The 24880-nt window shown below is 44.8% G+C and carries 15 protein-coding genes; 8 read left to right on the top strand and 7 right to left on the bottom strand.

Features of this window, described 5'->3' with window-relative positions; all coding sequences use genetic code 11:
• Window positions 1–43: 43 nt before the first annotated feature.
• From hpaD to hpaI, 4 genes are all read right to left on the bottom strand, one after another.
• Window positions 44–1027, bottom strand: a complete 984-nt coding sequence (hpaD, locus tag BK582_RS08020; RefSeq protein WP_078594074.1) for a 3,4-dihydroxyphenylacetate 2,3-dioxygenase — start codon at window positions 1025–1027, stop codon at window positions 44–46.
• Between the two features lie 14 nt (window positions 1028–1041).
• On the bottom strand, window positions 1042–2517 hold the full coding sequence (gene hpaB, locus BK582_RS08015; protein ID WP_078594073.1) for a 4-hydroxyphenylacetate 3-monooxygenase, oxygenase component: 1476 nt from the start codon (window positions 2515–2517) through the stop codon (window positions 1042–1044).
• Between the two features lie 164 nt (window positions 2518–2681).
• Window positions 2682–4199, bottom strand: coding sequence for a 5-carboxymethyl-2-hydroxymuconate semialdehyde dehydrogenase (gene hpaE / locus BK582_RS08010; protein WP_078594072.1), 1518 nt, complete (start codon window positions 4197–4199; stop codon window positions 2682–2684).
• A gap of 147 nt (window positions 4200–4346) precedes the next feature.
• Window positions 4347–5282, bottom strand: a complete 936-nt coding sequence (gene hpaI, locus BK582_RS08005) for a 2,4-dihydroxyhept-2-ene-1,7-dioic acid aldolase (RefSeq protein WP_078594070.1) — start codon at window positions 5280–5282, stop codon at window positions 4347–4349.
• Between the two features lie 159 nt (window positions 5283–5441).
• On the opposite strand from hpaI, the gene BK582_RS08000 reads away from it, so the two are divergent.
• The 6 genes from BK582_RS08000 to BK582_RS07975 all read left to right on the top strand — a co-directional run bounded on the left by BK582_RS08000 (window position 5442) and on the right by BK582_RS07975 (window position 11717).
• Window positions 5442–6392, top strand: coding sequence for a LysR family transcriptional regulator (locus tag BK582_RS08000; RefSeq protein ID WP_078594068.1), 951 nt, complete (start codon window positions 5442–5444; stop codon window positions 6390–6392).
• Window positions 6393–6561: 169 nt separating this feature from the next.
• The gene (locus BK582_RS07995) at window positions 6562–7221 is read left to right on the top strand and encodes a GntR family transcriptional regulator (RefSeq protein ID WP_078594066.1); all 660 of its coding nucleotides are present in this window, start codon (window positions 6562–6564) and stop codon (window positions 7219–7221) included.
• A gap of 845 nt (window positions 7222–8066) precedes the next feature.
• Complete coding sequence (locus tag BK582_RS07990; protein WP_078594064.1) at window positions 8067–8858, top strand: fumarylacetoacetate hydrolase family protein; 792 nt, start codon at window positions 8067–8069, stop codon at window positions 8856–8858.
• A complete protein-coding gene (locus tag BK582_RS07985; protein ID WP_078594062.1) occupies window positions 8855–9613 on the top strand; it encodes a fumarylacetoacetate hydrolase family protein in 759 nt (252 codons plus the stop codon). Before BK582_RS07990 ends, BK582_RS07985 begins: the two co-directional genes overlap by 4 nt.
• 51 nt (window positions 9614–9664) lie before the next feature.
• On the top strand, window positions 9665–10054 hold the full coding sequence (locus tag BK582_RS07980) for a 5-carboxymethyl-2-hydroxymuconate Delta-isomerase (protein ID WP_078594060.1): 390 nt from the start codon (window positions 9665–9667) through the stop codon (window positions 10052–10054).
• Between the two features lie 94 nt (window positions 10055–10148).
• Window positions 10149–11717, top strand: a complete 1569-nt coding sequence (locus BK582_RS07975; protein ID WP_167553049.1) for an esterase/lipase family protein — start codon at window positions 10149–10151, stop codon at window positions 11715–11717.
• A 655-nt stretch (window positions 11718–12372) separates the two neighbouring features.
• On the opposite strand, the gene BK582_RS07970 is transcribed toward BK582_RS07975, so the two are convergent.
• A complete protein-coding gene (locus tag BK582_RS07970) occupies window positions 12373–13605 on the bottom strand; it encodes a M14 family zinc carboxypeptidase (protein WP_078594056.1) in 1233 nt (410 codons plus the stop codon).
• Between the two features lie 470 nt (window positions 13606–14075).
• Between BK582_RS07970 and BK582_RS07965 the strand changes: the two genes are divergently transcribed.
• A complete protein-coding gene (locus tag BK582_RS07965; RefSeq protein ID WP_078594054.1) occupies window positions 14076–15050 on the top strand; it encodes a M20/M25/M40 family metallo-hydrolase in 975 nt (324 codons plus the stop codon).
• A 42-nt stretch (window positions 15051–15092) separates the two neighbouring features.
• Here the strand turns inward: BK582_RS07965 and BK582_RS07960 are convergent, their stop codons facing one another.
• Window positions 15093–17138: a sensor domain-containing diguanylate cyclase gene (locus BK582_RS07960; protein ID WP_169910901.1), complete on the bottom strand. Its 2046-nt coding sequence runs from the start codon at window positions 17136–17138 to the stop codon at window positions 15093–15095.
• Between the two features lie 335 nt (window positions 17139–17473).
• The gene (locus BK582_RS07955; protein WP_078594050.1) at window positions 17474–18517 is read right to left on the bottom strand and encodes a M42 family metallopeptidase; all 1044 of its coding nucleotides are present in this window, start codon (window positions 18515–18517) and stop codon (window positions 17474–17476) included.
• A 775-nt stretch (window positions 18518–19292) separates the two neighbouring features.
• Between BK582_RS07955 and BK582_RS07945 the strand changes: the two genes are divergently transcribed.
• Complete coding sequence (locus BK582_RS07945; protein ID WP_078594046.1) at window positions 19293–24602, top strand: S8 family serine peptidase; 5310 nt, start codon at window positions 19293–19295, stop codon at window positions 24600–24602.
• Window positions 24603–24880 lie beyond the last annotated feature (278 nt).

Here is a 24880-nt window from a genome sequence, read left to right as displayed (position 1 = left end):
CAGCATCCCCAATTGCCGGAACCGCAGCCTGTTTACTCGCTTACTAGATTACAAAAGTCGGCTTTCGCTGTTTCAATTTACCATCCGCCAGTGCAACTGGTTCACCGGAAAGTATATTCAGCACCTCAGAAGCTTCGTTAAACCAGCTGTCTGGTGCTTCGTGCCCCCAGAACGTCTGTCTCCTTGAGTCATTAATATCCCATTTAATCGGTTTGAAGTCAGGATCACTTGTTAAATAGTCTCCATTATAAAGCTCAATCCGGTGACCATCAGGATCCCGCAGATAAAGGAAGAATGCATTTGACAAACCATGCCGGCCAGGACCACGCTCAATATTCTTCGTGTAGCCCATAGACGCCAGGACGTCGCAGGCATTAATCAGGCTCATTGGATCGCTCAGCCAGAAGCCAATATGGTGCAGGCGCGGCCCTTTGCCATTCATGAATGCAACATCATGGACACTTGGCTTCCTGTGCAGCCAGGCCGCCCAGATTTCATCCTTCTCCGTCGCTGTGTACTCAGAACAGGCAAACCCAAGTTCTTCAATGTAAAAATCATAGGCTTTCTGCACGTCCTGAACCATGCAGTTAAAGTGGTCAATTCGCTGTACTTTCGCTCCCTTATAGAGATCATACCGCTGGAGCATCCGTTCAACCGTCTCCATCTTAGCGAAAAATTCAACCGGTAATCCGGATACATCCTGGACCCGAAGGCTTCGGCCAACTGCATGTTGCTCTCCATCTTCCACCCAGGTAACGTCCAGTCCTTTTTCAGCAAAAAGCTTTGCAAGTGCCTGCAGCTGATCTTCTGCATACACTTTATAGCTGATTACTTCCACACTTGGAGTCTCTGCTTTCTGAAGAACGAGGCTGTGGTGCGTATGTTCTTCCAGCCCCCTGAGATAAATCCTGTTCCCCACAGTTTCTGTTTCAATAAAACCAAGCGCGTCTACGTAAAACTTCTTTGAAGCTTCCAGATCAGTAACATTAAGAACTGCTCTTGCGGTACGAAGAATATTAAAGTCCATTTATTTTTCCCCCTCTATACTTCTGTCGCCTTAGGCTTTGGCACGCTCGTATTTTTCAGGAAACTTGCAATTCTTTCTTTATACATATCTTTTTCATAGTTATCAAAGTATGTCATACCCATGCGAACCGGGTCACCGAAGAAGTAATATTCATAGTGCATCTGCCGGCTTCCGAAGGCACTCATTGTCATATCCCAGGCAAGCCTGAACAGCTGTACTCTTTCATAGCCTTCAATATTCTTGCCCTGAAGTCCACGGTGGATCAGATGGCCGATTTCATCATTTTCAAAATCCGCCTGTGTTGGAATTCCCATTAAGCCCGATGCGCCAAGTACTCTGATAATTTCCACCAGTTTAGGATAAATACGCGGGTACCAGTTTCTCGCTGCATCAAGTGCGGAGTAATCAGGTGTCATCGTTCCGTACTTGTCTAATTTCGCATTATGCTCTGCTTTATACAGATGGGATTTCATCGCTTCAAGAGTAAGCATAATTTCTGTTCCTTTATCTTTCACGTGCTGGAACTGATCGATTCCGATGGCGTCCATAATCGAAAGAGCAGTACCCAGAAGGAACTCCGTTTTCACTACATTTTTTGAAACGACCTGGTGAGACATATGGACAACTGCGTTTGTCTCACGGAAAGTTCTGTTACAGATTGAAGAGTTGCCGCATACAAAGACTCTCTCCCAAGGCACGAAAACGTTTTCAAAAGAAACAATTGCATCTCCCTCCTCAAACCGGGAAGACAGAGGGTGATCCCATTCATTTTTGCCGTAGTCAAAGGATTCACGGCTGATATACTTCAGGCCAGGCGTATTATTAGGAATAGCAAAAGCAAGGGAATACGGATCGTCCAGTTCGCCCGCCTTCTTAACCGTCGACGGGAAGACAAGAATTTCGTCTGTAATGCCTCCCTGTGTTGCAAGCAGGCGAATACCATCTACGATAATGCCGTCAGCATTCTTTTCCACAAGGTGAAGCGCTACATTAGCGTCCTTCTGCTCATACTGTGCTTTTGCACGGTTAACCTGCGGATGGATCAGCGTATGAGTGAGACTGATGTCATTTTCTCTTGCAAACTCGTAATAATTTGCCGCATTGTCCGCAAACATCTGGTCGGCCTCAGCGAAAAGTCCGTTGGAAATCCCCATAGCCATAACTTCCGAGTTAAGGTAATCAGGGGACCGCCCCATCATTCCGCCGGATGTAAGCGCCCATTCCTGAATTGCTTCTCTCCTTCTGATCAGATCCTCAATAGTTTTCGGCTGCAGAAAAGTCATCCCTACTTTTTCACCGCTGGATGGGGAAGTGTAAAGCATTTTTTCCGGCTTTTCATACTGGAGATCATAAAGGCGTGCCATTGATTTTACAACACCTTTGAAAGCCGGGTGCTCCGTAACATCTTCTACTTTTTCCCCGTGGACGTAAACATTATTTTTCGCCTTCTTTAACCGTTCAATATACTCCTTGCCTGTTTTAGCTGGCATATAGTTCCCTCCTTTAATTTGAACTGCGCAATTAATCTAAACCTGTGCGGTTTGCTCCCGAAGTTGTGCGAATCACCTCATAACTCGTGCGATCCGCCCTCGAATTCGTACGAATCCTCCCCTGGGTCTCGCAATTCCACGAATCCTTATCTACATCCAGGACACTATTTCCCAAACTGCGGGATATGGTGGTCACTGATAGCTACGTGAATCACTTTCGGTTCTGTGTAAAATTCGAAGATGGCGAAGTGGCCGCCTTCTCTGCCAATACCGCTGTCTTTCATGCCCCCGAAAGGAATCCTTAGGTCCCGTACGTTCTGGGAATTTACCCAGAGCATTCCTGCATCCACAGCTTGTGCAACACGGTGGCCCCGCTTCATGTCATTCGTCCATACATAACCTGCAAGTCCGTACTTCACATCGTTTGCCATAGCTACTGCTTCTTCTTCCGTTTCAAACTCAATGACTGCCATTACCGGACCGAAAATTTCTTCCTGGCTGACGGTCATCTCGTTCGTCGCGTTTAACAGAAGTGTCGGCGGTACAAAGTTCCCAGCTTTCATCTCTTCCGGCACAGTCCCCTGCACAACTTCACAGCCTTCTTCTCTGGCAATTTCGATATACTTCTTCACTTTTTCAAAGTGGTTCTTTTCAATAAGCGGACCAAGTTGTGTGGACGTATCCATCGGGTCGCCAATTTTAATATTCTCTACTCGTTTTTTGAGTTTTTCGACGAATTCGTCTTTAACATTCTTATGGAGGAGCAGCCTGGAGTTGGCAGTGCATCGCTCACCGTTAAAGGAGAAGATCCCCCATACTGCCGCATCAAGGGCACGGTCAAGATCCGCATCCTCAAAAACGATGAGCGGGGATTTACCTCCAAGCTCCATCGATGTTTTCTTTAATGTATCAGCTGCATTTTTTATAATTGTGGATCCTGTCACTGTTTCCCCTGTAAACGAAATCGCTTTTACATCAGGGTGGCCCACTAATGAAGCCCCTGCCGTTTCGCCAAAACCATGGACAACGTTAAATACACCTTCAGGCAATTCAGCTTTGTCAATGATTTCCGCGAGCTTGTTCGCTGTAAGCGGCGACAGTTCCGCCGGTTTTAAAACTACCGTGTTTCCAGTAGCAAGCGCCGGTGCCACCTTCCACGTCTCAAGCATAAACGGTGCATTCCACGGAGTAATCAGCCCTACAACGCCAAGAGGCTTGTAAACTGTATAATTAATAAATTCATCATCTACCTGGTATGCTTCACCATGAAGCTTTGTCTGCACCATACGGGAGTAGAAACGGAAGTTCTCCGCTGCACGGGCAGTCATTTTCCTTGTCTGCTTGATCGGAAGCCCTGTATCAAGGGATTCAAGAACCGCGATTTCTTCCACTTCTTCATCGATGAGGTCTGCGATCCGTTCGATATATTTCATCCGCTCTGCGAGTTTCATAGACCCCCACGGACCTTCTTTAAATGCCTTGTCCGCCGCAGAAACCGCTTCGTCGATCTCCGTTTTATCCCCCTCCGCCACGTTGTTGATTACTTCGTTCGTAAAGGGATTCACATTTTCAAACGAGCGTCCGCTTGCAGCTTCTTTAAATTGTCCGTTAATGTACAGTTTCACATCGTCCACTTTTTTGTGAACGGCAGTGCTTTTATTATCTACTGCTCCGTTTGCCATTTCGCATCACCTCTTAAGTAAGACTGCCCGCCTTAAGTATCACTTTAAATATTATCTTCAATAAGACGGGCAGCTGGGTTTTTAGTATAGCCGCCGGGGCTCAATGCCCGCGGCACATGAGTGTCCTGAAGTGAAAATCAACAAAAATTATTCTTTATCACTTACCCCTACTGCTTCAGGCAGTTCCTGATACTGGCCGAGAACTTCTCTGATTTCGTCCTGAAGTTCCTGTGCCGGCAGGTCCATCGGCATGCGGAGGACAGGCTTGATTTTCCCCATCATTCCTAAAGCTGCTTTAAGGGGTGCAGGATTCGTGTCTTTGAAAAGCACATCGTTCAGAGGCATTAATTCAAAATGGAGATTCTGTGCACGCTCTACATCTCCGTCTTTCCAGGCATCGTAAATTTCCGCTACTTTGTCCGGTGCCACATTCGCTGTAGCGCTGATGTGCCCCGCTCCTCCGATAGCAAGCATCGGGTAGCAAAGGAGCTCAATTCCTGAATAAAGCAGGAAATCCCGGCCGCAGTGGAGAAGTACTCGGTTAATATGTTCAAAGTCTTTATTGGACTCTTTTACACCAATAATATTCGGGCAGTCCTGGCTGAGTTTCGCAAGTGTTTTCACTTCAAGGTTTGTTGCGGTTCTCCCCGGAATATTGTAGACAATGATTGGAATTTCAACGGATTCTGCAACGGCCTTAAAATGTTTATAAAGAGCATGCTGAGAAGGCTTGTTGTAATACGGTACGATGACAAGAGCTCCATCGGCGCCGATTTCCTGGGCATATTGTGTTAAATGAAGAGTTTCCTCATGGTTTGTAGAACCGGTTCCAGGCACAAACGGCACTCGACCGTTAATTGTTTCAGCGGCAGTTTTCATAACCTGCTTTCTCTCTTCCAATGTAAGGGAACTTGGCTCCCCGGTAGTCCCTGTTACAGAAATAGCATGGCTTCCACTTTCTATATGCCAGTTAATTAAGTCCTTAAATGTGTCAAAGTCAATGGAGCAGTCTTCATTGAATGGAGTAACAATTGGGGCGATAGAACCTCGTAATCTTTGTTTTGCTTCCTGATATGCTGGCATGGGCTTTCTCTCCTTTAAAGATTTATATTATTAGTTTTTTAACTGTCGAAAAAATCTGTAAGCGGTTTCATATACAATGTATCATATGAAATCATATATGATAAATATTAAAAAAGTTGGTTAACTATATGAAAATCATATACATAGGAGGCACTCAGATTGGACATTAAACAGCTGAAGTACTTTTATACTATTGCTCAGGAAGGTCAGATTACCCGTGCAGCAAAGAGGCTGCATATGGCCCAGCCTCCTTTAAGCCAGCAGCTTAAGCTTCTGGAACAGGAACTGGGCACCCCTCTTCTTGAGCGGTACGGAAAAAGAATGGAACTTACCGAAGCAGGTAAAGTACTCTTTTTGAAAGCTGAAAAGATTCTTCAGCTCGTGGAAGACACCGCCTGCGAAGTAAAGGAAGTTAGTGAGGGAATCCGCGGTATCATTTCTATAGGTTCCGTAAAAACCTGCTTTTCCTTCCTGCCTGAAAGAATACGCTCCTTTCGTGATGACTTCCCTGAAGTAACTTTCCAGCTTCGGGAGGGCGATACTTTCCATATCAGCGAACTTGTCAGAACAAGGGAAGTCGAGCTTGGGCTTGTGAGACTCCCACTTGATTCCTCAGAAGATTTCATTGTCATGCCGCTGCCCGATGAACCTTATGTGTTCGTATACTCAAATGAATTTTTTACACAAACAGAAGATTCAGCTGCGACTGTTGAAAGCCCTTCATTGCCGTTCACATCTTCTTCCTCAGAGGAAACAATCCGGATGAAAGACCTGGAGAGTGTGCCGCTTCTGCTGCTTCGCCGGGTTAATGGTGTCGGGCAGTTTGAGCTGATTGTCAACGAGTGCAGGAAACACGGTTTTGAACCGAATATAATCTGCGAATGCCCGGATGCAGCGATGATCCTTTCCCTCGTTTCGGCAAAAGCAGGCGCTGCTGTTCTTCCGAAATCAACGCTTAATTTTTTCCCGTCAGAAAATCTCAGATACAAGGTAATAACTGATTCTGATGTCGTTTCGAAGTCTGCTGTCATCTGGCTCAAGGATCGATACTTATCTAAAGGAGCAAAGTATTTTCTTAAGATGTTTGAAAACACTGGGGCAGGAGTATAGAGAAACACTCCCGGTAAAGCTGGCACACCTCCTTCCTAATTAATGCGATCAGCGGAGCTACGGCTCCATACCCGCCTTCAGTAATGTTATACAAAATTTTCTGTAAATTCAATCATTTACTTAAAGAAACAGAATTGCCATAATATATAATTTAATATATATTTAAAATATGGTTTATAAAAAATTAAACAAACGCCAATATGCTTATGAAGTGATCAGGGGACGGATTTTAGACGGTACCTATGTACCGGGGCAGCGGATTATTATTGATCAAATTGCAAAGGAGGTCGGCTCAAGCCATATACCTGTCCGGGAAGCAATTCATCAGCTTGAAGCAGATCAGCTGATTAAATACCGCCCGAATTCAGGCGCGGTTGTCCTTGCCATTGATGATACTCTTTACAAAGAAAGCCTTGAGATGCTTGCTCTTCTTGAAGGATACGCTACTGTGCTCAGCGTCCCTTTTATAACCGAAGAAGGAATTTCCCGGCTGGTAAATATCAATGACACTATGAGAGAAGCTGTGAAGAATTATGAGCTGGAAGTAATAGGTTCAAGAAATAAAGAATTCCACTTCATCATTTATTCCTACTGCCCGAACGAGTACTTAATCAACAATATAAATCAGGTTTGGGAAAGACTGGACACAGTCAGGCGTACAGGGGCGGTCTTTTATCCGAAACGGGCGCCGGAATCTGTTAAGGAGCACGACCAGATTATTAAGCTTCTTACGGAAAAAAAGGATATGTCCGAGATTGAAAGTTATTCCCGCCAGCATAAGTTAAATACATTAATTGCTTTCGAAAAACGGAAAGCAGGAACGATATAAAGTGAACCTTCAATCAGTGAGGGTTTTCTTCACCCCCACTGATTGTCAACTGAACCAATCGGGATGTTAGCGTCCGTTAGCTACCGCCTGAACATCTTCGCCTCACTTTATGTTTTGAGGCGGGAGTTTTACGGACGTTTTACATCGGGATAACACACCACGGAGCATCTTCTATACAAGGGAAGGTGTTTTCTTTTTGGTAGCAATCGTCTTTGTCCCAGTATTTTGCATAAAAAAATTATAAGAATGAATCAATTTCATAAGTTAAGTTTATCAATTTTAATATGAACCCTTCATAAAAAAGTTACTTTGTTGTTCGATTTACGCTTCAGACGGATGCGTTCTGCGGGCACGGCCTCAACTAATTTTTGACGGCTGAACTCCGACAAAAATGGATTTTCAGCTCGCACTGTACCCGCAGGAACGAGCATCTTCTTCACCGTAAATGCATCAAGTTGTCTCGATGTATATTCTACGGAGCTAAGCTGGCAAAACTCTTTTTGCGACGAGTAACCGCAGGAGCAGAGGAAGAGACAGTCGCCGTCTTACGCTGCAATCGAAAAGTAATGTTCGTCTTTTTATTTAAAACTTATATTTGGGATTTATTCGAATTTTAAAATAATATATGATTTATGATATCATTTATAATAACCTATTGGTTTTGTTAAATTTGCTGTTGATTTTCGATAAAAGACGCTCGCTTGCCTCGGGCATTGCTTCAGCTAATGCTATTCCCGAAGGCGTATCACACTTTTATCTACAATCACCTTACTATTAAAATTCAGCATTTGTTTTTAACAAAGCTTAACTATTAAATCACCAGATACACGGAAGGAGTCTGAAGAATGATCCTCGCAAAAGTAAAATTACCTGGTTCTCCGGTACATAAGGAAATCACAGCAGATCTGCAAAATAACAAAGCCGAATTAAACGGCCAATTCATTTCACCGGATTCAGTACCCTTTGATACCCCTGTTACCGGTACTGTTTACGGGACATTATTAAACTTTAAAGGCGCCCTTGAAAAGATGAAAGATCAGCTTAATGAACCTCCATATAAAGGGGAGCCGAAAGCCCCAATCCTTTATATTAAACCTGCGAACACCCTGGCTGCATACGGGTCGCCTGTTCCCTTGCCGGAAAACACAGAATACCTGCAGGCAGGCGCATGTCTCGGGATAGTCATTGGGAAAAACGCAACCCGGGTTTCTGAAGCAGAAGCTTTAGAGTATGTTTCAGGCTATACAGTCGTTAATGACATAAGCATCCCTCACGACAGCTTTTTCCGGCCGGCCATTAAAGAGAAATGCCGTGACGGTTTCTGCCCTGCCGGACCGTGGATCGTAAAGGCAGAAGATGCCGGAGATCCTGGAAAACTTGGCATACAGGTATTTGTAAATGGCGAGCTCCGCCAGAAAAACAATACAGAAAACCTGATTCGCTCTGTCCCCCGCCTTATCGCTGATGTCACCGGGTTTATGACACTCAGAACAGGAGATGTCCTCCTCGCAGGCGTCCCGGAAGATCCTCCTCTTGTAAAAGCCGGGGATGAAGTGAAAATCGTTATTGAAAAAATAGGTCAGCTGAAAAATCAGATCGTTCCGGAAAAGCAGTACTTAGAGGAGGTGGCAAAATGAAACGAGCACGTGTAGTATACGGAGGCACTGTCCACTCCGCTACAGAAAAGGACAGCAATTCTCTCAGATTGGCGGATGGGCGTACTGTCTCACAGGAAGAAGTAGCCTGGCTTCCGCCTGTGGAGCCTGGGACTGTTTTTGCACTGGGGCTGAATTATGCGGATCATGCGAAGGAACTCGATTTCAATGCGCCTGCCGAACCACTTGTATTTTTAAAGGGGCCGAACACGTTCATTGGCCACCGGGGAGAAACAGTCAGGCCTTCTGATGTCACCTATATGCATTATGAATGTGAGCTCGCTGTACTTATCGGGCGCCAGGCCCGGAATGTTTCCCGGGAGGATGCCTATAACTATGTGGCAGGCTATACGGTTGCAAATGATTATGCTTTAAGAGATTATCTTGAAAACTATTACCGCCCGAACCTCCGTGTCAAAAACCGGGATACATGCACGCCGCTAGGTCCTTGGTTTGTGGATGCTTCAGACATTGCAGATCCTATGAATCTGTCATTACGAACATATATTAACGGGGAGTTAGTTCAGGAGGGCAACACGAAAGATATGATATTTTCCATCCCCTATTTAATCGAATACTTGAGCAGTTTCATGACGCTTAACGAAGGAGACATCATCCTGACAGGTACCCCTAAAGGCTCTGTGGATACAAAACCTGGCGATAATGTAGTCACCGAAGTGGAAGGTGTCGGCAGGCTTGAAAACACGATTATTTCAGACGAAGCACTAAGAACGTGACGCCTGGATGGACACATACTCTGGGCAATTTTAAAAGGAGGCTGAATTTCCGTGCCCCACTTCATTCTTGAATACACAGATAACATTAAAGAAGACGGAAACATACCTGAGCTGCTGAAAAAAGTGAACACGGTGCTTTTGTCCCGAAAGGATATTTTTCCCCCCGGGGGCATCCGCTCACGGGCAATAGAATTGAAAGATTACGAGATAGCTGATGGAGAAGAAAATGACGCCTTTGTCCATGCCTCCCTGAAAATTGGAGCAGGCCGCTCGAAAGACGACAAAGATTCCGTTTGCGAGGAACTGTTTGAGACGATGAAAAGTCACTTCTCTGTACTATACGAAAAACGTTATCTGGCCCTGTCCCTTGAACTCATTGAATTCAGCGAAGCAGGGACGTATAAACATAATAATATTCATCAGAGATTTAAAAACAAATAATATTCATACTCGTATAGCCCCCGTCTTGTCCCCCCTCCAAGGCGGGGACTGCTTTTGCAGGAAGAAGTTGACCATGCTTGACTGCGAATTTCAAATGTCATTAACCAGAAAGGAAATCTATATGGACGATAACCGGAGTGTAAACATGCCACAAACTGTATTTAACAGGGACGATTTTGCAGAGATCATTGGCCAGCCAATGAAGCCTGGGACTATTATGATCGGCAATGCCCCTTCCGGCCTGGATTCTTCCCTGCCGGTCATCGTTTTTATTCAGGGGCTCAGAAACGACTCCGCTCTCTGGTACAGGGATAATGATATGTATGGCCTTGCGGGGGCACAGTTTCAAACTGTTTTTCTTGAACTTCACGACACAGCCGGCGTTCCGAAAAGCAACTGGGAAAATGGTGAACTTCTGGCCAGCCAGCTGGAACAAATATTTTCTTATTTCGAAGGCAGGAAACTTTTTCTTATCGGTTACAGCAAAGGAGCTGTAGATGCACAGACGGCCCTCATTCATTTTGGAAAACATCACCTAGTGGAAGGGGTCGTTTCTATCGCTGCCCCTCACTATGGAAGCGAACTTGCTGATCTGGCAAACAGCAGGCCGGCCGGGTGGCTCGCAAATCTCATCGGGGCAAATAATGAAGGGACGAAAAGCCTGCAGACTGGCGTCATGAATCACTTCCGGGCGATAACAGACGGACTTTCTGAAGCGGGACGTAACAAGTATTATACGATTGCTGGCGATAAAGCTGGTCCATTGTTAAGTTTGTACAGCATCGGCGGAATGTTTATCCAGGGTCCCAGTGACGGTGTCGTCTCTGTTTCAAGCAGCCGTCTTCCTTATGGCAACGAACTCGCCGTTGGAGACTGGAACCATGCTGAAGTGCGTCTCGGCACTAATGTTTTCCCGGTTTTCAGGGAAACTTTAAAAACTCCATTTCCGCATAGTGAAAACCATAGTTTTATTCAGGAAGAAAGCGATGAGGCACTGGCTATATTTGCACGAGGGGGTAAACAGGCGGGGACAGCAGCAGAGTCCTTTTTTGTGGAAAACGGAGTGGAGCGGGTTGTACTAAATTGGGTATGCTCACAGGAAGTCAGCAAAATAATTTTAGCAAGTCCCCGCTCTAACAAAAAGAAAGCCTATGATGTGAACCCAGTTCGTGATGATGCGTATTTTTACGGAGCCTGGCATCATTGCATAGAGCTGGATACACCGGAGCAAGGGGAATGGAATATCTCCGTTTTTACTGAGGAAGAGTCTGCTTATCTGTTTCTCGTAAAGTTTCATTCTGCTCAAAACAACCTTTACAGACTCGTTCCCGCACTTGATAAAAAGAGCTGGCAGATTGCTGTCCCGGAAGCTGCTTCCTACAGGCTCCCTTCCAGAAACTTTAACGTTACTTACGAAGTCGATTTCGAACCATCAGTGAATGGAAGACAGGCAGCAAAACGCCCTTCAGCAACTGCACATCATAATTATTTTGTCTCCTCCAAGTCTGCTGAGGACGAGAAATTAACTATTACACTGCCTGACAAAGGAGAAGGAACCTATAACACAACGATAAACATTGAAGGCTTCACACCTTCCGGGGAAAAAATACAGCGTACAGCAGTCAAAACTGTGTATGTGGACAGGAAAGGGAGGGCTTATTGAGATTCTGACTATAATATGGGGGGAGCTGTAATCTCCCATATTTATAAGTAAGGCAGGCACTGGTTATCAAAGGGGCATCCTTTCTGGACAAATTTTCACTTTTCGAAGAAGATTTGTCCAGATTCTCCCGTTTACTGGACAAATTTCGCTTGTTGAGCCAATATTTGTCCAGATTCACCGTTGATTTATCGATTATTTTTACATAAAATACCTTAAATGTAATTTACTGTGGTTGCATTTCAATAAATTACCGGTCCAACCTGCCTTTGCTGGACAAATTTTCACTTTTCGAAGAAGATTTGTCCAGATTCTCCCGTTTACTGGACAAATTTCGCTTGTTGAGCCAATATTTGTCCAGATTCACCGTTGATTTATCGATTATTTTTACATAAAATTCCTTAAATGTAACTTAATGTGGTTGCATTTCATTATATTACCGGTCTAACCTGCCATTGCTGGACAAATTTTCACTTTTCGAAGAAGATTTGTCCAGATTCTCCCGTTTGCTGGACAAATTTTGCTTGTTGAGCCAATATTTGTCCAGATTCACCGCCCCCCCCCCTTTATAATATTAAAGAGTATTTAACTGGGAATTCAAAGAAGCCACCCGCTATGTATAAAAACGGGTGGCTTCCACTTTAAAGCACTGAAAACCTTAGTTCGGTCGACCGATCCTAGGGCTTCCGTATGGGATTTCCTCATCATAGAATGCAGGGTCGATTTCATACACTTCCCCAGAAGCAAATCCTCTTAACGTTTCATAAAGTCCGATAAAGGATTGCTTCGTATACTGGCCGTTTGCTTTTTGGCCAGTATGCCCTCCAGGATGCTGCTGGCCGCGAGTTTCATAAAGCATAATCGCCGCACCATTCATGGAGTAACTTCCAAGGGCAGTACCAGGAAGGTTTACTTCTGGATATCTGGAAACAGCGCCAAATGGAGAGTTTCCTTTTTGCAGCACTTGATACACAAGGCTGTTTACTTGTTTTGACAACGCAAGTGACTCATCGTCTACACGATATTCCACACCGTTATGCTCCACTACATTATCCTGATCTACTACCTGAGCGATTAGCTGAAGAGTATTCAGTCGGTCGTCATCTTCAGATACTACATTACTGTACCGGTGATGGTGATCGATAAACAAATCCGGCTGCAACTCTTCAAATACTGCTCTTGAAGCTCTTGCTTCAGGTGTGACATAAAATCCTGGAGCTGTACTTCTCCCTGGCGTCAAACCAGCTGTGTATTCTGTTGAAATATCAAAGTCAAGCGCCGGATGGAAATCCCGGTTCACGTCAAAACCCATTTCTCTGCTTACAGCATCAGGACGATAATACCAAGGTGCCGGAGTATCCTCTGCTAACCCAAACTCTGCCGGATCCCAAATTTGCAGGTTCTGACGCTGCTTGGATTGACCCTGCGGTGTTTCAAACACCACTGCACCATCAGGGTTCAACATTGGAATAAACCAAACTGTCACGTTATCAAGGATTTCCCTAATATCAGGATGGTTGCTCATTGCTAACTGCTGAATGAGGTCAATAGAAGCTTCTGTGCCAAGCTGCTCGTCTCCGTGAATTTGAGTCTGAATGAAGATTTTTGGATTATCCGTGTCCGCTTCACCAAATTTAACAGCATAAATTGGGTACTCATATGTCGCTGAATGACCAACTACCTCCAGCTCCATACGACCTTCCCGCGCACGATCATTAATTTGGAAGAGTGCTTTCTCAAGATCTTCAGGTGATGCCATGCTCTCAAGCTTCACTGTCTGGTTTGGCTGGATCCACGGACCGTTAGGTTTCGATTGAGGCTGAGCAAAAACAGAAATGCTCATAGACATTACGAGAACTAAGGTCAATAATAAACTAAATGTTTTTTTCATTTTAACGCCTCCTCTGTTTAAATCAGATTTAACTTACTTATGTAAAACCTTGCTGCGTCAACCTGGGGAATCACCTCCTTTAATATTTAGTGTACCAAAATAAATCTCAAAAAAAGTACTAGTTTCTGAATTATCTGAATTTTAGTTCCGGAGTAATAGGCCCTTTATTGTCAGGTCGCTTCAAATTACAATTCTTGGATACTCAGAAATAAAATATTGATGTTTGTATGAAAAAAACAGGCCAATTTTCCTCCTCAAGTGATACGACTAACCCCTCTCCATGCTATCCACGTCCATAATGGCTGTATTCCCAAGAGTACATTCAGGGAAAAGTCCCGGTTGTATTCTAATGCGTGATGAAAGACTAGTGAACTATTTTTCGAAATTTTTAAAAAATACCCCATAAATTTGTACTTAATAACGAACATGCTATGAAGTTGTTAAACTTATCTTAAAAGGAGTGAGTTGTTTTGCAGAAAAAAGTAACTGCAAGTATTCTGGCGCTAATTTTACTTATTGTTACTTTCGGTGGTGTTTCGGCTCAGACAGTCACGTTTCATCCTTCCCTTGTACATAAGCCTGGAGCTATGGCCTATGAGCACACGAAATATTTATCACAGGAAATCGGACGCCGTGTTGCAGGTAGTGCGGCGGAACGGGAAGCGGAAGAATACATCCGCAGCCAGTTTGAAAGAATGGGTTTTGAAACAGAAGTGCAGGAGTTCAGCTATACGAGACGTGGGGTAACAACAGAGTCTTCTAACGTAATAGCCTATAAACCTGGAAGATCGAGTGAACAGCTCATCGTAGGTGCACATTATGATTCTGTAAGCGCTGGGCTTGGCGCTGACGACAACGCTTCCGGTGTAGGTATCATGCTGGAAGTGGCAGAGAAGCTCCACAAAGTGAGCACGCCTTATTCTGTCGTCTTCATCGCATTCGGCGCGGAAGAAGTTGGCCTGCAAGGTTCTAACTACTATGCTAATAATATGACAGAGGATGAAATTAATAGTACTGTAGGTATGATCAACCTGGACAGCCTGATTGCCGGTGATTATATGTATATGCACGGCAGTGAAGGAGAAGATGGTTTTATCAGGGACCAGGCACTGAATATTGCTGATAAAAAGAAGCTCGATATTCGAATTAACCCTGGTTTAAATCCTTCCTATCCTGAGGGAACGACCGGTGACTGGAGCGACCATGCGCCATTTAAGAGACTTGGTATTCCATATGGTTACATGGAAGCAACGAACTGGGAAATCGGTGCTTTCGACGGATATACACAAACTGAAAAACATGGGGGCATCTGGCACACCAACATGGATACTCTCGAGTTTATTGAACGTGAATTTCCTGGGAGAGTGGAAAAACATCTTTCCAGCTACAGTATTTTGCTTACCGACCTGATCAAATTTATGAATAAAACAAGCACGGCAAAGTAAAAATTAAACCCCTGAGGGCAGTTATCTGCCCTGCAGGGGTTTTTAAAGACGGCTCTGGCAGGCTGAAGTGTAAAAGGAATAATTATTTTTTCCTTCTTCCTTAGCCATATACAAAGCTTTGTCTGCATTCTTTATGAGCTCCTGGACAGTCCGCCCATCATGAGGATAAACGGCGACTCCAATACTGGAAGTCACCTGCCAGCTTGTCCCACCATGCTGCCACGGCTCCCTTATAAGATCCAGGATCCTTTCTATTTTTCCTTCTATTTCAGCCTGGCTGGTTATCCCTTTAAGGAGAATATTAAATTCATCTCCCCCGATCCTTGCAGCCGTATCCTCCTCACCAATACTATCTTTTAAAAGTTTGGCAAGGGACTGCAGGTAAAGGTCTCCAGCGTCATGGCCGAGTTCATCATTAATCGGCTTAAAATTATCACAGTCGAGATACAGGACGGCAAACTGGTTATTTTTATCGTCAGCTTCCTTCATCGCGTGCTCCAGCTTTTCCTTAAACAGACTCCTGTTTGGCAGGCCTGTTAACTGGTCGAAAAAAGCCATTTGATGGATTTTTAGCTGGTATTGTTTTTTCTCCGTTATTTCTTCCCCTACCAGCAGTACTTTTTCTGCTTCCCCGTCTGTATTATTAATAGAAATAAGATCTACGTGCAGCCAGAGCCAGCTCCCATCAGCATGCTTCACTTTCACTTCCATTGACTTGTAGCCGCCGGAATGGCAAATTTCCTGGAAATTTTCCTGAAACTCTTCTTTCCACTGGGGATGGATACACTCGCCAATCGCTGAATACTCTTTAAGTGCTTCGATTTCATAACCAAGAACACGTTTATGTGATGGTGATATATAAAGAAAGGTACCGTGTATATCTGTCAGTTCGATAAGGTCAGTCGCATTATCTGCGATAAGCCTGTATCTTTCCTCACTGTCTCTCAGAGCCCTCTCCATTCTCTTACGGCCAGAGATATCACGTATAGAGGAATGAATTGCCTGTTTCCCCCTATCCTCGATTGCAATTCGGGAGACTTCCACATCTACCTCTTTTCCGTCGAAGGTAAGAATTTTTTCTTCAAAAAGGTTTTGCTTTTTTTCATTTTCTTCAAGGTCAAGAATATGTCCTTTTACCTCTTTTCTCATACGGATTGGATGAAAATCGTATACTGATTTTCCCATGAGACTGCTTAAACCTGGAGCATCCAGTAATTTTATCGCTGCCTCATTCGCGTAATCAATGAACCCTTCGCTGTGAATCAGGATAGCGTCGGGGGAGTGATTAATCAGGCGGCTGAATCTTTCTTCACTGTCCCTGATAGCTCTGATCATCCGTTTCTCTTCCGTCACATCTTTAACTATCCCATAAATACCTACAACTTCTCCGTTTACTTTAACAGGGAGGTTAATAATAGAGCAGTCTATTTCGTGCTTGTTCTGATGAATGAGAGTTGTCTCATATTCCAGTGCTTCTCCATTTCTTGCCTGGAAAAATTTAGCGAGAACCTTTTCCAGTTCCTCTGTATGGACGAACGGGACGAATGACTGCTGCAACAAGTCCTGAGGCTCATACCCTATAAGACTTTCAGCAGCTTTGTTTATACTCTGCAGCCGTCCATCCATATCAAGGAGAAAGACCGCTGAGGAATTATATTCAAAAAGTGACTGGTATTTTTGTTCACTTTCCTGGAGCTTCTCTTCGGCTCTCTTCCGTTTTGTAATGTCTCTTGTCACTGAGAGGATTTGCCTGATCCTTCCTTCGTCATCATATATAGGAGTGAATGCAGACTCGCCAATCATGCCGTTTTCTCCTCCATGTTCGAATACTGCCTCTTCGCCCGACTTGGCTACTTTTTCATATTGCTCGTTTAGCTCCCTGGCCGGCGTTTCCGGCATGACGTCTTCGATCAGTAAACCAATAACATTTCCTGTGAAACCCGCCTGGTTTTCCGCTGCCTTGTTAACAGCCAGATACCTGAAAGCAGTTCCTTCATTTTCCACTTCCATGACGAAAATAGCATCAGACATGTAATTTATGAAGTTTATAAATTCATCTCTGTTATCCTCAAATAATTTCTTAAGCAAGTAAAATCCCCCCTCCCCTTCAATCTCCTCCATTACATGACATACAAGAAAAATTCACAAAATCGTGCGGGGTCTGGCCCCGTTGCCATCAGGCCCCGTTGCCATCAAGTTAATAAATCTTGGTTATCGTAATGCTGGCTTTCTCTCCAGGCAGCCGCTTTCCTCGGGCAATGCTTCAGCTAATTCGGGAACGAAAATCGCTCCCGAATGGCTCTTCACCTATTGCTGTTTCCGAAGGAGTCGGCTGCCCGACGCTCAAACCACATATTTAAGTGCAAATTATCGTCCAATCCTCTTAACTTGATTAGTATGGGGTCTGGTCGCGTAACTGGCATTTAAATTGCAGAGAGAAGATAGTGATAGAGCAGCTTTGTCGTATTGTCTATGGAATCAGTATGGGTTCTTTCAAAGGCGTGAGACGAATCGATCCCCGGTCCGACAAGCCCATGAACAATATCATGGCCCGACCTGATTGCTGCACTGGCATCGGATCCGTAGTAAGGATAAATATCCAGCTTATAATCTATTCCATTGTCTTTAGCCAGCTGAACGAGCTTTTTTCGGAGGCCGTAATTATACGGTCCGCTCGCATCCTTTACGCAGATGGAAACGGTATACTCATCTGTTGACTGCCCGTCGCCCATCGCTCCCATATCCACCGCCAGATATTCTACTGTCTCCGGAGTTATATTCGAATTGCCGCCGTAACCAATTTCTTCATTATTTGAGATAAGAAAATGTGTTGTATATGGCAGCTCAATGTTATTCATTTTTATCTGGCGGATAAGCTGCAAAAGAATGCCCACACTCGCCTTATCATCAAGATGGCGGGATTTGATATACCCGTTATCCAGCACCTCTGCTCTCGGATCAAAAGAAACAAAATCCCCAACTTCAATGCCGAGCGACCTTATTTCCTCCGCACTATGTACTTTTTCGTCAATCCGGACTTCCATATTATCCTGGTTCCGTTCCGCTTTTCCTGCATCCTTGTAAACATGGACAGAAGTCTGATGCATCAGGATCGTTCCAGTAAACTTTTCTCCAGCTGACGTTTCAATCTCACAATACTCTCCTTCTACAGAGTTGTACTTAAAGCCTCCAATAAGATCCAGTTTCAGCCTGCCGCTCGGTTTTATTTCTTTAACCATCGCTCCTAAAGTATCAACATGGGCTGTGAGCATCCGATGGTTATTGTTGTCCTTTCCCGGTAAAACCGCGATAAGTCCTCCTTTTCGGTTACGCTTTGTTTCCACACCATGCTCCAACAAAAAGTTTTCCACGTAGGTAATCACTTTGTCTGTATTGCCCGAAGGACTCGGAATGGATACGAGTTCTTTTATTAATTGCACCGTTTCTTTCGTGTCAGGATATACCAAACTAATCTCCTCCAATTATAAAGTGAACCTTCAATCAGTGGAGATTTTGTTCCTCACCACTGATTGTTAGCTGAACCAATCGGGATGTTAGCGTCCGTTATCTCCCGCCTGAACATCTTCACTTCCACTCATATTTTGAGGCGGGAATTTTACGGACGGTTACATCGGGAAAAAATAGTATTTTTTTCTATTATATCTTCTAACACGGGTTTAATTGAACACCTGGAATGTTTTTGTCATAAAAAACTATTATTTTAAATCCTAAAAAATACAAATATAGGTAATTAAATAGGGCTTTATCGACTATCACCAATAGTATTTCCCCATTAAATTGGAAATTTGTTTTCGTGGTTATTTGGCTTTTCTCCTCAAAAAAATCATTTTTCCAGATATTGATAGAACTTCTCTTATCATAATCTCGTCTGATTTAGCCTATTTGGAAGAAATTGCCCGAAATAACCAATTTGTGTTATTAGAAAATTACAAATACTATAATAACTACATTGCTGAAGAGGGCTTAAAGTTGGGGAAAATGGGTGGAATAACGGAGAGTTTGCAGCTGTTATCCCTTACCCAATATATCCGTTCGCCAGCAGGCATTGAGCGTTACTTGCTCTTTAAGTAATTATTTCAGCAGCGCGTGGCGGCTCTCCCTTTTCCCCATCCTGCTTCCCCTGGAAATATTCAGCAATCATATACAGGTAATCTGGCAGAGAGAGGAGTGGTCATTTTGTAAAACCGCTGTCCCTGTAAATAAATTAAAAGGGAGGATCTTATGGTAATTAATCACCGCTTTACAAAACGTATTGCAGTTCTCCTTACCCTGCTGCTGCTATTGACACCATTTACAGCTTTAACAGCAGGCGCCAACTCACCAGGAAATGCCTCAGAAATCACCACCTTAAAAGAATCAACAAAGTCAGCAGCCTCTTCTAAGATCGACAATAAGGTCAAAAAAGAATTTGAAAAAGAAGAATATGTGGACGTACTCATTGAATTGTCCGAACAGGTTGATACCTCTAAAGTTGCAGCCGAAGCTAAACAGCAGGCTGGTCCGGAAACAACAGCATATAATCAAAAAATGGCAGCAAGATATGCGGTAGTTGACGCGTTACGGACAACTGCAGAAACTACTCAAGCCCCTCTCCTGTCCACCTTAGAACAGGCTCTCGATCAGGGAGATGTAAAAGAGTACGAAAGCTTCTACATTATGAATGTCATTTCAGTAACAGCTACAAAAGAGGTAGTAGAAAAACTATCATTTTTTCCAGAAGTAGAGAGAATAACTGAAAACGAGATGATCGAATTAGTTTTACCGGAGAAAACGGATGAACCTCCTCTGTCCGTTACTGACGATAATATCGAATGGAATATTGACAGAGTACAGGCACCTGAAGCATGGGAGGCCTTTGGAGCTACAGGACAGGGAATTGTAGTCGGTGTCATCGACACAGGTGTCCAGTGGGACCATGAAGCACTGAAGGAAAATTTCCGTGGATATAACCCTGAAGACCCTGATAACCCTGACCCGTCCGGCAATTGGCTGGACCGGATTGGCAGTTCTTCCCTTCCTGTGGATACCCTGGAACACGGTACCCATGTTACTGGTACAGTGATGGGGCAAGGACCAGATGGAACAAATATTATTGGGGTTGCACCTGATGCACAGTGGATTGCGGCCCGGGCATTTTCTGCCTTAGGAGGAAGCCAGGCCGACCTTCTTGCATCTGGTGAATTCATGCTTGCACCAAACGGGGATCCGAACCTCGCGCCTGATATCGTGCAAAACTCATGGGGCGGCTCGCCAGGTATAAGTGAATGGTTCCGTCCAATGGTACAGGCCTGGCGTGATTCCGGCATACTACCTGTATTCTCCGCCGGCAACTCAGGACCGGGAGCACAGACAGTTACACCTCCATCAAACTATCCGGAAAGCTATGCGGTTGCAGCTACTGACAGCAATGATGCCGTTGCCAGCTTCTCCAGCCGCGGGCCGGCAAACTATGATGGAGACCAGAAGCCAAACATATCAGCTCCAGGAGTAAATATCCGATCTGCCGTACCAGGAAACGGGTATGAAGGCGGCTGGAATGGCACATCTATGGCTTCACCGCACATAGCCGGAGTCGCTTCTTTACTCTTATCCATTGATGCTTCCTTAACAATTGATGAACTGGAAGAAATCATGGACGAAACAGCTATTCCGTTAACAGACAGCCAGTATACCTCCGTTCCCAATGATGGTTATGGGGTTGGGCTGATCAATGCATACGATGCTGTTGCAAGTATCGCAGATGGACTTGGAAGGATTTCCGGCAGTGTATTAACAGAAGGCACGGATGATACACCACCGGAAATTGAACATACACCTTTTGATTTTGCTTTCGCTGGGCTTGACCTTCTTGTGGAAGCAAAAATTACAGACGATATCGCTGTGACAAGGGCTGAAATACTAGTAAGCCATGAGGACCACAATTATGATGTCCTCATCCCTATGGAACGAAAATCAGGCGATCACCTGGAAGGCAGCTACGAAGGATATATCCCGTATATGTTTGTACAGGAGCCTGGCTTTGAGTACCAGGTTATCGCAAGAGACTTTGGCGGTAATACCGCAGCTACCGACCGGTACTCCGTTACAATAGAATTCGGTGTAGTGCCGGATGAATACCAGCAGGACTTTGAGAATTTCCCTGTTGGCTGGATGATGGAAGGCGACTGGGAATGGGGAGAACCATCCGGTGCAAGTCCGAATCCAGTGGCGGGAAGCCGGCTTATAGGCACAAACCTTGATGGTTCTTATTCACATAATGCGGACGATATGCTATTGCTTCCACCGTTGGATCTTCGGGACACAGACGAAGCGTCTGTACGCCTGAGCCACTGGTTTGACTATGAAAATGGCTGGGACTTTGGTGTTGCAGCTGTCAGTGGCGATTACGGCGAAAACTGGGAAATCGTTCATGAAGTAACGAGCAGGGACCAGCAATGGAGAGACTTATTCATTGACCTCAATGACTACGCTGGTTCATCTGACCCGGTATTTGTTGCTTTTCTTCACGTTACAGATCACAGCGTAGCCTACAATGGATGGTATGTTGATGATGTAAACCTTGTGGGAGCAGATACGGATCCACCAGGCGCTCCTGAAAACCTGGAAGCCTTATCGAGTTCTATCGGAATTACCCTTAATTGGGAGGCTCCAGGCGATATGGATGTAGCTGGTTATAATGTCTACCGCTCTACCGACGGCGGAGACAATTATGAATTGCTCGGGTCTACCTCAAATACCAGATTCACAGATTCAGATACAGAGGGCGGCCAGGAGTATTTTTATACCGTAACAGCTTACGATTTTTCCAATAATGAAAGTGACCGTTCCAATGAAGCTTCCGCAGTGGCTCCTTCCGTTGAAGTTGTTTATCACAGTAACTTCGGGGAAGACGATGGTGGATTTACAACAGGCGGATCCAATAATTCCTGGGCTTGGGGCGACCCTGTATCCGGTCCTGGAGAGTCGCTTACAGGCGGTAACTTATGGGGAACAAATCTGACAGGAAATTATAACAATAATGAAGACAGCTGGATTATGAGCCCTGAGATTGATTTAAGCGGGCAGACCTCCGCTGAGCTGAGCTTCTCCTACTGGCAGGATATCGAAAACAACTGGGATTACGGCTATGTCCAGGCAAGCAGCGACGGAGGGGACTCCTGGGATACTCTGGCCACTTATACAGGCAGGGCACAAGCCTGGGGGCATGACGAAATCTCTCTCTCAGACTATACAGATGAAACAATCCAGTTAAGATTTCATTTCGATACAGACGGATCCGTTACCTATCCTGGCTGGTATATCGACGAAGTCCTTGTCACTAGAACAACGGACAATGTGGATTATATTTCCGAACCAAAACAAACGGAAAAATCAGACATGGAAGTAAAGGATGAAAAACCTGCTTCGCCTGTAATCGATTATAAAATACAGAAAGATTCATCAGCTTACAATTTTGAAAAAGTCAGCAACAGCAGCCAGCTTATGTTGTCAGAAAGCGGCCTTCCGGTTTCAGGTACTGTTACTGTACTGGAAACGAACCGCACAGCACGCACAAATCCTGTAGACGGCACGTACGATCTTCGCCATGCTGCAAATGAAGACGGGGGATCATGGACAGTGCGGGCTGAAGCCTATGGCTACTATCCGCAGGAAGCTGAAGTTACTGTAGAAGAAGATACTACAACTGTTCAAAACTTTATGATGGAGCCGCTTCCGTCAGGCACCGTTGAGGGAGCTATTGTGGATCAGCGTACTGGGGAGCCTGTGGCAGATGCAGCTATTCGGGTTTTAGAAGATCCGCGGGTTTCTGAAGTGACTTCTGACGAAACAGGAGCGTTTGATTTAACCCTTTTTGAAGGAGAGTACACGCTTCGCATTAGTGCGGACGGATATAATCTGGAGGAAGTGCCTGTTGAAATTTCCGGCGGGGAAGTTACAGAACTTACAGTGGAGCTTCGCCCATTCATTGGCTATGAGGATGAAATCGCCTATGATACCGGTGTCGCCGAAAACGCCCTTGTACTGAATGCTGCAGGCAACGGACTCGGGGTTAAGTTTACTCCGGACGATATGGCTCAGCTCAGGGGAGTGAATATGTACATCTGGGGTACTGACTTCCCTTCTCCTGGCGGGAATGAAATTAATATCGTTGTTTACGATACAGATGCGAACGGCAATCCAGACAGCAGGGTTATCGGCCCAGTACCGGTAGAAGTTGAACGAGGCGGCTGGAACTATATCGACCTTTCCGAGTTCGGCTTTGTTACTGACCGTGACTTCTTTATTACAACGCTGCAGGATCAAATCGGCGATCTGTCTCCTGCGGTAGGAACCGATGAAGAACATCCAAATGCAGAACGTTCCTACCTGTACATCCAGGGAGCTTTCCAGCCTCATTTTGACAACGGAAACTTCATGATACGTGCTAATGTAGCGTATTCTCTTGAAGCTCCGGTAATTGAAACACCTGCCGACCAGACATATACAGCAGAAGAAACAATCGAAGTAACCGGTTCAGTGACAGCTGAAAGTGAAGTAACTGTTTATAATAACGGTGAACCAGCTGCTGTAGTTGAATCAGAAGACAGAAGGTTCAGTGCTGAAATTGATTTAGCCGAAGGTGACAACGAAATCTATGTTACTGCGGAAATTCCTGACGGAGTATCAGATCCTTCCGGGACAGTTACTGTTATCAGAGATACCGTCCTGCCGGAAATAAGTATCGACTCCCCTGCCGATGGCTCCATTACGAACAGGGAAGTGGCCACAGTAGCAGGTACAGCATCTGACGAAAACCTCGCTTCTGTTCTTATAAATGGCAGCGAAGCAGCTTTTGATGAAGACGGATCCTTCTCTGAAAGAGTTCTTCTCGATGAAGGAGAAAACACTATACTTGTAGAAGCTGCGGACCTGGCAGGAAATACAACAACAGAGGAACTGACTATTTTTGTGGACACCACTGCGCCGGCGATTGAGAATGTAGAGCCTGCCGAAGATATGGCCGTCAAACCTGGTGAAACAGTTACTGTATCTTTCGAAAGTGACAAAGAAGGAGGCGAAGCAAGCTTTACTGTAAGTATCCCAGGGGCAAATCAGCCAGCTTCTGCCCATAGTAACTCTATGGAAGAAACAGAGCCTGGAGTTTACACTGGCACCTGGACTGCGCCTGATGCTTACTTTGAAGGGGCTGTTGTAACGATATCTATTACCGACACAGCCGGAAATACGTCAAGCGCCAACGCAGATGGTAAAATTACTGTGCTCGCTCCTGTAACTGCAGAATCTCTCTATCAGCTGATCGACAGCTTATATGAAGAAGGAAAAATCAGCAGACAGGCCGCCAACCAGTTAGCCGGCACGCTTGAGAATGCCGAACAGCATTACAACAATGGCAGAGTCAGGCAGGCACTAAGTCAGCTGGAAAGATTTATTTCCCTCATCGACAGCAACCATTTGCGCGATGCTTCAGAGGAAACAAAAGAACTATTAAGAAGCAATGCTGAACAGCTGATGGAAAACTGGCAGGATTAAATAAATGAACGAATTTCCTATATAAGCTTTGAATAAAAAAGACAAACATTACTTTTCGATTGCAGCGTAAGACGGCGACTCTGGCGGGAAAAGCATGAGAAGCTGAAAATCCATTTTTGACGGCGTTCAGCCATCAAAAATTAGTTGAAGCCGTGCCCGCAGAACGCGACTGTCTGAAGCGTAAATCGAACAACAAAGCAACCTTTAAGATAATGTTCGTGTTAATGATTGAGATCTTGCATAAAGAAATTGATTTAAATAAATAGCAGCCTCAAAGC

Source organism: Evansella clarkii, assembly GCF_002019695.1.
Lineage (GTDB): Bacteria > Bacillota > Bacilli > Bacillales > Salisediminibacteriaceae > Evansella > Evansella clarkii.
This window is presented reverse-complemented; position numbering and strand designations above follow the sequence as displayed.